Raw genomic sequence first — 8,792 nt, forward strand, 5'->3', positions numbered from 1 at the left:
CCGCGCAGCCCGAGCGACTCGCACAGGTCGCGCTGCCACAGGCGGATGGCGTCGGGGTCGGCGAGCGGGGTGAAGGCGTAATAGAGGAGAACTTTGGACACTGCCACCCGCCGATTTTACGCGCGGCCGTGTGTTCGTGCCCGAACACCTCCATTGTGCCCTTGCCTCGATTTACAGATGGAGGCTTTCGGGCACAGTCATGAGACGACCGCGGTAATAATGCTGTTAGTTGTCGTAACAATCGCTGGATGCGCTGAGGGACTCCCTAGGCTTGTGGGGCAGCCCCTCGTTCAGATTAAGGAATCGCCATGCCCAGTATCTACAACGACATCACCGAGGTCTTCGGAAACACTCCGTTGGTTCGCCTCAACCGCGTGACCGAGGGGCTCGGCGCCACCGTGCTCGCGAAGCTCGAGTTCTACAACCCTTCTGCCAGCGTCAAAGACCGCCTCGGCGTGGCGATCGTCGACGCGGCCGAGGCATCCGGCGAACTGCCCCCGGGCGGAACCATCGTCGAGGGCACCTCGGGCAACACGGGCATCGCGCTCGCCATGGTCGGCGCGGCGCGCGGCTATAAGGTCATCCTCACGATGCCCGAGTCCATGTCGAAGGAGCGCCGCACACTCCTGCGCGCCTACGGAGCCGAACTCGTGCTGACCCCCGGCCCCGAGGGCATGCGCGGTGCGGTCGAGAAGGCGGCCGAGATCGTCGCGAACACCCCCGGTGCCGTGCTGGCCAAGCAATTCGCCAACGCCGCGAACCCGGCCATCCACCGTGCCACGACCGGGCCCGAGATCTGGAACGCCACCGACGGCGCCGTCGACATCTTCGTCTCGGGCATCGGAACAGGCGGAACCATCACGGGCGCAGGCAACTACCTCAAGCAGCAGAAGCCCGGCCTGCAGGTCGTGGCCGTCGAGCCCGCCGAGTCGCCCATTCTCAACGGTGGAGCGCCGGGTCCGCACAAGATCCAGGGCATCGGCGCCAACTTCGTGCCCGAGATCCTCGACCGCGAGGTCTACGACGAGGTCATCGACGTGAACATCACGCAGTCGGTCTCGATGGCGCGTCGCCTGGCTGCCGAAGAGGGAATCCTCGCCGGCATCTCGTCGGGCGCCACCGTCACCGCCGCGCTCGAACTCGCGGGCCGCCCCGAGAACGCAGGCAAGACCATCGTCGTGATCATCGCGAGCTACGGCGAGCGTTACCTGTCGACGGTTCTGTACGAAGACCTGCAGGACTGAATCGGATGCCGTCGGCCGCGTCTGGTCTATTCGCGCGCGTCCGTGAAGACATCCTCACCGCCCGCCGGCGCGACCCGGCATCGCGCACGCGCCTCGAGGTGCTGCTGAGCTACTCGGGGCTGCACGCCATCTGGGGATACCGGCTGGCGCATCGGTTGTGGGTCGCGGGGTTCCGTCTGCCCGCGCGGCTCGTGTCGCAATGCGTGAGATTTCTGACCGGGGTCGAGATTCACCCGGGCGCGCGAATCGGTCGGCGCTTCTTCATCGACCACGGCATGGGCGTCGTTATCGGCGAGACGGCAGAGATCGGCGACGACGTGATGCTCTATCACGGCGTCACCCTCGGCGGCAGAAGCACGGCTCGCGAGAAGCGGCATCCGACCCTCGGCAACGACGTGACCATCGGGGCCGGGGCCGTGCTGCTCGGGCCGGTTCACATCGGCGCTCACTCGGTGGTCGGCGCCCAGGCCGTGGTCGTGAACGATGCCGATGCGTACTCGGTGATCACGGGCATCCCGGCAGTCGCCCGCCCGCGGGCCAAGGCGGCCGAGCCGACGGCAGAAGCGTTCTACACAGACCCCGCGATCTACATCTGACGCGCCCGCCGTCGCCGCCTCCCGCGCCCCCCGCCCCGCCCGCGCCCAGCGCCTCTCCCGCCGCGTTCCCCTTCGCGGATGAGGAAAATTGTGCGCCTCACGGCGTGTCCCAGGCGCGCGACGCGGGGTGTCGCGACTTTTTCCTCATCCGCGAAAGGAGCAGGGGGTCGGATGGAGGCTTCAGGCCCCGAGGATGCCTTTCAGGAACGCGACTGCCTGCGTCTCGTCGTCGATGCCGCCGCCCTCGTGACCGTTGAACGCCCACTCGGTGATCTCTTTCGATCCGGCGTACGCGTTGAACGCGGCGTAGACCGTCGAGGCGGGGCACGTCGCATCCATCAATGCCACCGAGAAATGCGCCGGCGCGGTCGCCCGACGGGCGTGGTGCACGGCGTCGAAGCTGCCGAGCACCTCGTAGACGGATGCCGCCCGGTCGCGGTGGATGCGCAGGTAGTCGACGATCTCGTGGTATGGATACGCGTCGGTGATCAGCGTGGCTCGACCGAAATCGCAGAGAAAGGGAACGAACGCCACGACCGCCGCGAGGTCGGAGCGCAGCCCGGCCACGGCCAGCGCGAGGCCGCCGCCCTGGCTTCCGCCGGCCACGGCGATGCGGTTCGGATCGACCTGCGAGAGCCCGCGGGCCACGTCGACCGCACGCACGGCATCCACGAACAGGCGCCGATAGTAGTAGCTGTCGCGGTTCTGGATGCCCTTGGTCATGACCCCGGGAATCTGCGGTCCGCTCGTGCCGGCATCCGGCGTGTCGCCGACGCTCCACGACGCGCCCTGCCCGCGAGTGTCCATGTGCAGGTGCGCGAAGCCCGACGCGACCCAGGTGAGCGACTCCTCGGGGCGACCCCGACCACCGCCATATCCGACGTAGGTGACGACGGTCGGCAGCGGCCCGGTCGCCCCGGCCGGCACTCGCAGCCAGGCCCGCACGTCGGATCCGTCGGCGCCGCGGAAGGTCACGTCGAAGACGTCGATCAGGCTGAGCACAGTCTCGGCAGTCGCCACCCGTACGTCGAGAGGAATCTGCGCCGCCTCGGCCAGCGTCGCTTTCCAGTAGTCGTCGAAGTCGGCGGGCTCGGCGCTGCCGATGCGGTGGCTGCGAACGGCGTCGAGGTCGGATTCGATCAGCATGAAGCTCCTTTGCGCGGGTGACGATGGGAACTCTACCGAGCGGGGGCAGCTTTCTACGTGAGCTAAGTCCGCACGTTTTGGTGGACCCGCGGAGCACACGGGGCTGATCCTCGGCGTGTTCCTCGGAACGTGCGGACTTGGCCCGGGGTTGCCGCCGCCCTGTCGCCTCAGAGTCGAACAATGACGACTGAGGTTCATGGGCGACCGACGATCGCATCGGCACGATTCTTCTGACGGGCAGCGGCACTAGCGGGCTCTGCGCGGGCGGCGATGTCACGCAGCTGCACGCTCGTGTTGCCGACGACGATGTGGCGGCGGCCGTCGGCTTTCTTCGCGACGAGTATCGGGTCGACAACCTGATCGCCAGCTACGTGAAGCCGTTCATGGCGATCATGAACGGGTTCGTGCTGGGCGGAGGCATCGGCCTCTCCGGCCACGCGTCGCACCGCGTGGTGACCGACGACTCGACGCTCGGCATGCCCGAGGTCAGCATCGGCCTCACTCCGGATGTCGGCGGAAGCCGGCTGCTCAGCCGTGCGCCCCGAGAACTGGGCACCTACCTCGCCCTCACGGCACTCACCGCCTCGGCGACAGAGGCGATCGAGCTGGGGCTTGCTGATGCGATCGTGCCGGTAGACCGTCTTTCCTTTCTCATCGCGTCGCTCGAGCAGGTGGCCGCCGACGAGGCCGTTGCACGATACCGTCTGCGAGATTCTGGATGCCCTGGCGGCGTCGCCCGACCCGGCGGCTGCAGAGACCGCCGCACTCATCGGAACCAAGTCGCCCACCGCGGTGGCTGTGACCTTGGAGTCGCTGCGTCGCGCTCGCGAGCTGCCCACCCTCGAGGCCTGCTTCGACCAGGAGCTCCGGATCATGGCGCATGCCCTCGCGCACCCCGACTTTCGCGAGGGCGTGCGCGCACGGATGATCGACAAGGACCGCACACCGCACTGGGCGCCGGCGACCTTCGAGGTCTAGCCAGTGTCGGAGGCGTTGCCTACACTTTGGCTATGAGAGCCGATACCTTCTTTCTTCTGTCAGACGCAGCTCTGCGCAGCGTCATCGATCGAGTGCAGCCGGGCGACTTCGACAGGCCTGTTCCCGCATCGTGGTCGTCGTTCGAGAACCCCACCGTCCGCCACCTCCTCCGGTCGCACGCCTACGACGAGGCATGGATTCCCGGGGTGCTGGCGGGCAGGTCCGTAGCCGACGGTGACGAGCTGCGCGACGCCGACCTGCTCGGTGACAACCCCATCGCGTCCTACGACGCGCTGAACGACGCGGCGACGGCGCTGGTGCAGCAGGGCGTCGACCCGGCGTCGACCTTCCGTTTCCAGTACGGCGACTATCCGGCCGACGAAGGCCTCTCGCACCTCGCCATGTACCGGGCGACCCAGGCATGGTCGATCGCGAAGCACCTCGATATTCCGTTCCGTCTGCCGCCCGAACTCATCGACGGGCTGAACGAGTGGGTCGTCCCCCACGCAGAAGAGTGGCGCGGTTTTGGCGTGTTCCCTCCCGAGATCGAGCCGCCGGCCGACGCCGACGACGAGACTCGGGTGCTGTGCGCCATGGGGTTCTGGGTGCCCTGACGACAAGACGGCGCGTTCGTTCGGCTCCTGTCTCGCGTCGCCGTGCTCTCTGATCAGGCGGGCACGATGTGCCGAGAGGGCACAGGGCTCGAATACACGACGTTGGTCGTGATGCCGCCGAGTGTCGCGAGCCTGCCCGTGATGCGCTCGAGGTCGCGCATGCTTCGGGCGAGCACCTTGATGATGAAGCAGTCCGCGCCCGTCACATGGTGGGCCTCGATGATCTCGGGCAGCGTTTCGACCAGATCGTGAAAGGGCTTGTAGTTGCCGGTGGGGTAGGCGAGTCGCACGAACGCCGTGACGGTGTAGCCCAGTGCTTCGGGATCGACGGTGATCGAGTATCCAGTGATGACGCCGCCATCGGTGAGGCGCCGCACCCGGTCGGCCGTGGCGCTTGCAGACAGGTTGATGGCCCTCGCGAGCTGGGCTACGCTCGTGCGGCCGTCGCGCTGCAGATTGTCGATGATGGCGTGATCGGTGGAATCGAGTTCCAACCGTGGATTCGTAGGCACGGAGGCGACTCTACTGGGGAATCGATCGCGGAATCGACGTGATGCCGGTGATTGTCCCTTCTCGAAACGCGGGCTGTGCGCTTCGATTGAGGTATGACCACATCGATCTCCGCGGCCGACTTCTTCGCCGCAAAGCTCGCCTATGAAACCGACCCCTCCGACTTGGCGGCCGAGAGGGCGGGAGGCTCTCCGCCGCTCGTGATCGACACGCGCTCCGCGGCCTCGTGGAGTCAGGGTCGCATCCCGGGAGCCGTGCACATTCCGAACGCGGAACTCCGTGCGCGCATCGGCGAGGCCTCGCCTTCCAGGGACGCCGCGATCGTCGTGTACTGCTGGGGACCGGGATGCAACGGCAGCACGCGCGGAGCGCTGACACTGGCCGAGCTCGGGTACACGAATGTACGCGAACTCATCGGCGGCTTCGAGTACTGGTCGCGAGAGGGACTCGCGACGGTCAGCGACAGCGGCCGCGGTCGCAGCGCGGTCGATCCCCTCACAGCACCACTCGCATGACCCCCGCGTTCACAGTGTCGAGGGCCGCGACGCTGGATGACTGCCGGCCGGTGCGCCCTCTCGTCGAAGCCCACGTCGAGTACGAGAGAAGCGGGGCGACCGTCCCCGTGGACTGGGCCGAGCGGGTCGCACCCTTCGTCGCCTCGGGAGAGTTGGCGATCTTCGTCGCGCACCGGGGTAGCGAGGCCGTGGGATATGCGTCGCTGACGACCGATATGTCGACCTGGACCGGTGACCTGCTCGGACACCTCGACTGCCTCTTCGTCGCCGACGCCCACCGCGGCGCGGGTCTCGGTCGCCTGCTCATCGACGCGGCGGCCGAGGAGGCGCGTTCTCGGGGACTCCGCGAACTGCGGTGGCAGACACCCGAGTGGAACGTATCCGCCATCCGCTTCTACGACCGCCTCGGCGCCTCCGGTGAGACGAAGCAGCGCTTCGCCCTGCGACTCGATCAGTGAGTGGAGCCGAACGCGTTCACGCCCGTGAGCTCGGCCGAGAGGGGCCACAGCCTGGGCGATGCCAGAATCGCGGCGTTGTTGATCAGCCCGGGTAGCCGCCGGTGACGATGGCCGTCTTGCCGGTGAGGTCGATGCCGGTGAGGTCGATGCCGGCGAGCACGTTGGATGCGGTGAAGCCGGAGGCAGTGCGTGCTGCGGTGTGCTTGCCATCAGTCAAGCGCAAGTCGGTTCGGGTCGCTAGATTCGGGGGATGCATCTCTTCTTCCGCACTCTCTGGTACCAGTGGCGCGCCCGCAGTCGGCGTCGCGTCGGCACGTTCGACGTCGCATCCACGCCGTTTCGCGTTCTGCCCACCGACCTCGATATCTTTCGGCACATGAACAACGGGGTGTACCTGTCGATCCTCGACCTGGGCCGGTTCGACATGCTCATTCGCAGCGGCATCTGGTCGATCGTCAATCGCCGTGGCTGGTACCCGGTCGTCGTCGCCGAGACGATCAGCTTTCGCAAGTCGCTGACCCTGTGGCAGCGCTTCGACGTGGAGTCGCGCGTTCTCGGCTTCGACGACAAGGCCGTCTACGTCGAGCAGCGCTTCACGGTCGGCGGCGAGATCTACGCGCACGCGTTCATCCGCGGCAGGTTTTTGAAGCGCAGCGGGGGCGTGGTGCCGATGCACGAGCTTCTGGATGCCGTGGGCCCGATCCCCGACACGGTCACGGTGCCGACGTGGCTGCACGAGTGGGGCCAGACGACTGCGCTGCCCGCTACGAAGGCGGCCGCCCCGAGCGAGTGGTGATCTGCCGGTAAGAGGTGCCGCTACGGTCGATAGTGCCCGGTGCGCCGGCACATACTGACCGCAGTGGGAACAACTAGCGCGAGAGGGAAGGAGGTCACATGGAGAACTCCGTGGTCACGATCATTTGGATCGTGTCGTTCGTGGTGGTCACCGTCGCCGTCAGTGGATTGACGAGGCGCATCGGCTGGTCGGCTCCCGTGTCGCTGGTGCTCGTCGGCGCCGTGGCCTCGTTCATCCCCGGCGTGCCGCACCTCGAGATCGAACCCGACCTCGTTCTCTACGGGCTGCTGCCGCCGCTGCTGTTCGCGGCGGCCATCCGCACGTCGTTCGTCGACGTGCGCGCCCGGCGCGACGGCATCCTGCTTCTGTCTGTCGGTCTTGTTGCTTTTACCGTCGTGATCGTCGGGTTCACCGCGTGGCTCATCATTCCGGCGATCACGCTTGCGGCTGCGTTCGCGTTCGGCGCGGTCGTGGCGCCGACGGATGCCGTGGCCGTGACGGCGGTGGCCGGTCGCCTCGGTCTGCCCCGGCGAGTCGTCACCGTGCTCGAGGGCGAGAGCCTGCTGAACGACGCCACCGCCCTGGTCGCCCTGAACGCAGCGGTGCTCGCGATGGTCGGCATCATCAATCCGTGGATGGTCGCGGCCGACTTCGTGATCGCCGTGGTCGTGGGCGTCGCGGTCGGCGTGGGCGTCGGATGGGTGCTCGCGAAGATCCGGCAGCAGCTGCGCGCCCCCGTGCTCGACACGAGTTTGTCGCTGGTCACGCCGTACCTCGCGTTCATCCCGGCGCAGCTGTTGCACGGTTCGGGCGTTCTGGCCGTCGTGGTCGCCGGGCTGTTTCTCGGCTACCGGTCGCCCATCATCCAGACGGCGGAGGCGCGCATCGCCGAATCGATCAACTGGCGCACGATCCAGTTCTTGCTCGAGAACGCCGTCTTTCTGCTCATGGGCCTCGCCCTGGCCGAGATCTTCGACGGCGTCGTCGACTCGGGCCCCGGGCTCTGGCCGACCGTCGGCATCTCCGTGCTCATCCTGCTCGCGCTCGTGGTGTCGCGGGTGGCCTGGACTCTCATCTCGACCTCGGTCTACCGGTTCGGCCCCCAGCGGTTGCGGGACCGGGGATGGAGTTGGCGCACGGGCGTCGTGGTGTCGTTCGCGGGCATTCGCGGTGTGGTCACGCTGACGGCAGTGTTTCTGCTGCCGGAGGACACGCCGAACCGGGAGTTTCTGCAGTTCCTCGCCTTCGTCGTGGTTGCGGGCACCCTGCTCGAGGGGCTCGGGCTGCCGTGGCTCATCCGCACACTTCGGCTGCCCTCGCCCGATGTCGAGCAAGAGCGCGGCGAGACGCAGCGGCTCATGGTCGAGGCGCAGACCGCGGGGCTCGACCTGCTCGAGAAGCAAGAGCTCGAGGGCGTCGAACCCGGCGTCGTCGAGCGGCTGCGCACGAACGCGCGTTTTCTCGCCGAGGCGCTTGAGAACCCGCCCGATGGCGACCACGAGACGAGGCCCGCGTCATACAACAGGCTGCGCCGGCTCATGGTGCAGGCCGAGCGCCGGGCGGTGCTCGACGCCCGGGCAGAAGGCCGCTACCAGGAGCGCGCGGTGAAGATCACGCTGGCGTTCATCGACGCCGAGGAGTCGGCGCTCGACATGCACAAGCCCCCGAAGCCGGGCTCGAATCTCACCTGAACGGCGCGCGCCGCCGCTCAGGACGCGCGGCGGCGGCGGATGCGCCGGACGACGAGCCACACGACAACCCCCGCGATCGCCGCGTAGACCGCGTAGTTGAGGTAGTCGCTGTACTTGTCGATGAGCTCGTACTGTGTTCCGAGGGCGGCGCCGAGGCCGATGAGCAGGCCGTTCCAGAGGGCGCTGCCCGCGATGGTGAACACGCTGAACGTGAGCAGGTGCATGCGTTCGGCCCCCGCGGGCA

12 protein-coding genes and 1 pseudogene are annotated in these 8,792 nt (G+C 67.5%); 9 read left to right on the plus strand and 4 right to left on the minus strand.

All coding sequences use genetic code 11. The annotated features are described in order from the left end of the window. Nucleotides 1-308: 308 nt before the first annotated feature. Nucleotides 309-1,244, plus strand: a complete 936-nt coding sequence (gene cysK / locus ACE5CZ_RS08930; protein WP_374946976.1) for a cysteine synthase A — start codon at nt 309-311, stop codon at nt 1,242-1,244. 5 nt (nt 1,245-1,249) lie between these two features. Next, nucleotides 1,250-1,840, plus strand: coding sequence for a serine O-acetyltransferase EpsC (gene epsC / locus ACE5CZ_RS08935; RefSeq protein ID WP_374946977.1), 591 nt, complete (start codon nt 1,250-1,252; stop codon nt 1,838-1,840). 180 nt (nt 1,841-2,020) lie between these two features. On the opposite strand, the gene ACE5CZ_RS08940 is transcribed toward epsC, so the two are convergent. Continuing rightward, nucleotides 2,021-2,986: an acetylxylan esterase gene (locus ACE5CZ_RS08940; RefSeq protein ID WP_374946978.1), complete on the minus strand. Its 966-nt coding sequence runs from the start codon at nt 2,984-2,986 to the stop codon at nt 2,021-2,023. A 230-nt stretch (nt 2,987-3,216) separates the two neighbouring features. On the opposite strand from ACE5CZ_RS08940, the pseudogene ACE5CZ_RS08945 reads away from it, so the two are divergent. The 3 genes and pseudogenes from ACE5CZ_RS08945 to ACE5CZ_RS08955 form a co-directional block, all read left to right on the plus strand. After that, nucleotides 3,217-3,609, plus strand: a pseudogene (locus ACE5CZ_RS08945) (enoyl-CoA hydratase/isomerase family protein); the annotation flags it as partial. A 67-nt stretch (nt 3,610-3,676) separates the two neighbouring features. Next, nucleotides 3,677-3,964 (plus strand): enoyl-CoA hydratase/isomerase family protein, encoded by a 288-nt coding sequence (locus ACE5CZ_RS08950; protein WP_374946979.1) that lies wholly within the window; start codon nt 3,677-3,679, stop codon nt 3,962-3,964. 32 nt (nt 3,965-3,996) lie between these two features. Beyond that, entirely contained in the window at nt 3,997-4,578 is a 582-nt protein-coding gene (locus ACE5CZ_RS08955; protein ID WP_374946980.1) for a hypothetical protein, read from the plus strand. Nucleotides 4,579-4,631: 53 nt separating this feature from the next. Here ACE5CZ_RS08955 and ACE5CZ_RS08960 read toward each other — a convergent pair whose 3' ends face one another. After that, nucleotides 4,632-5,090 (minus strand): Lrp/AsnC family transcriptional regulator, encoded by a 459-nt coding sequence (locus ACE5CZ_RS08960; RefSeq protein ID WP_374946981.1) that lies wholly within the window; start codon nt 5,088-5,090, stop codon nt 4,632-4,634. 93 nt (nt 5,091-5,183) lie between these two features. On the opposite strand from ACE5CZ_RS08960, the gene ACE5CZ_RS08965 reads away from it, so the two are divergent. Continuing rightward, nucleotides 5,184-5,603 carry a rhodanese-like domain-containing protein gene (locus ACE5CZ_RS08965; protein WP_374946982.1) on the plus strand — a complete coding sequence of 140 codons (420 nt, stop codon included), beginning with the start codon at nt 5,184-5,186 and terminating at the stop codon, nt 5,601-5,603. Then, nucleotides 5,600-6,061 (plus strand): GNAT family N-acetyltransferase, encoded by a 462-nt coding sequence (locus tag ACE5CZ_RS08970; protein WP_374946983.1) that lies wholly within the window; start codon nt 5,600-5,602, stop codon nt 6,059-6,061. Before ACE5CZ_RS08965 ends, ACE5CZ_RS08970 begins: the two co-directional genes overlap by 4 nt. 82 nt (nt 6,062-6,143) lie before the next feature. On the opposite strand, the gene ACE5CZ_RS08975 is transcribed toward ACE5CZ_RS08970, so the two are convergent. Then, the gene (locus ACE5CZ_RS08975) at nt 6,144-6,278 is read right to left on the minus strand and encodes a hypothetical protein (RefSeq protein WP_374946984.1); all 135 of its coding nucleotides are present in this window, start codon (nt 6,276-6,278) and stop codon (nt 6,144-6,146) included. 33 nt (nt 6,279-6,311) lie between these two features. Here ACE5CZ_RS08975 and ACE5CZ_RS08980 point away from each other — a divergent pair, with 33 nt between their 5' ends. Both ACE5CZ_RS08980 and ACE5CZ_RS08985 read left to right on the plus strand, forming a co-directional pair. Then, nucleotides 6,312-6,857: an acyl-CoA thioesterase gene (locus ACE5CZ_RS08980; RefSeq protein WP_374946985.1), complete on the plus strand. Its 546-nt coding sequence runs from the start codon at nt 6,312-6,314 to the stop codon at nt 6,855-6,857. A 98-nt stretch (nt 6,858-6,955) separates the two neighbouring features. After that, nucleotides 6,956-8,548, plus strand: coding sequence for a Na+/H+ antiporter (locus ACE5CZ_RS08985; protein ID WP_374946986.1), 1,593 nt, complete (start codon nt 6,956-6,958; stop codon nt 8,546-8,548). Nucleotides 8,549-8,565: 17 nt separating this feature from the next. On the opposite strand, the gene ACE5CZ_RS08990 is transcribed toward ACE5CZ_RS08985, so the two are convergent. Continuing rightward, nucleotides 8,566-8,792, minus strand: a 227-nt coding sequence (locus ACE5CZ_RS08990) for a DedA family protein (protein WP_374946987.1), incomplete at its 5' end; no start/stop codon positions are given.

Source organism: Agreia sp., assembly GCF_964263775.1.
Classification (GTDB): Bacteria; Actinomycetota; Actinomycetes; order Actinomycetales; family Microbacteriaceae; genus Agreia.

What these genes read in the sequence shown, in the direction of transcription:
- ACE5CZ_RS08955 (WP_374946980.1), top strand. Translation starts at nt 3,997, where the DNA reads ATGAGAGCCGATACCTTCTTTCTTCTGTCAGACGCAGCTCTGCGCAGC.
- ACE5CZ_RS08965 (WP_374946982.1), top strand. Translation starts at nt 5,184, where the DNA reads ATGACCACATCGATCTCCGCGGCCGACTTCTTCGCCGCAAAGCTCGCC.
- ACE5CZ_RS08985 (WP_374946986.1), top strand. Translation starts at nt 6,956, where the DNA reads ATGGAGAACTCCGTGGTCACGATCATTTGGATCGTGTCGTTCGTGGTG.
- cysK (WP_374946976.1), top strand. Translation starts at nt 309, where the DNA reads ATGCCCAGTATCTACAACGACATCACCGAGGTCTTCGGAAACACTCCG.
- ACE5CZ_RS08980 (WP_374946985.1), top strand. Translation starts at nt 6,312, where the DNA reads ATGCATCTCTTCTTCCGCACTCTCTGGTACCAGTGGCGCGCCCGCAGT.
- epsC (WP_374946977.1), top strand. Translation starts at nt 1,250, where the DNA reads ATGCCGTCGGCCGCGTCTGGTCTATTCGCGCGCGTCCGTGAAGACATC.
- ACE5CZ_RS08940 (WP_374946978.1), bottom strand. Translation starts at nt 2,986, where the DNA reads ATGCTGATCGAATCCGACCTCGACGCCGTTCGCAGCCACCGCATCGGC.
- ACE5CZ_RS08970 (WP_374946983.1), top strand. Translation starts at nt 5,600, where the DNA reads ATGACCCCCGCGTTCACAGTGTCGAGGGCCGCGACGCTGGATGACTGC.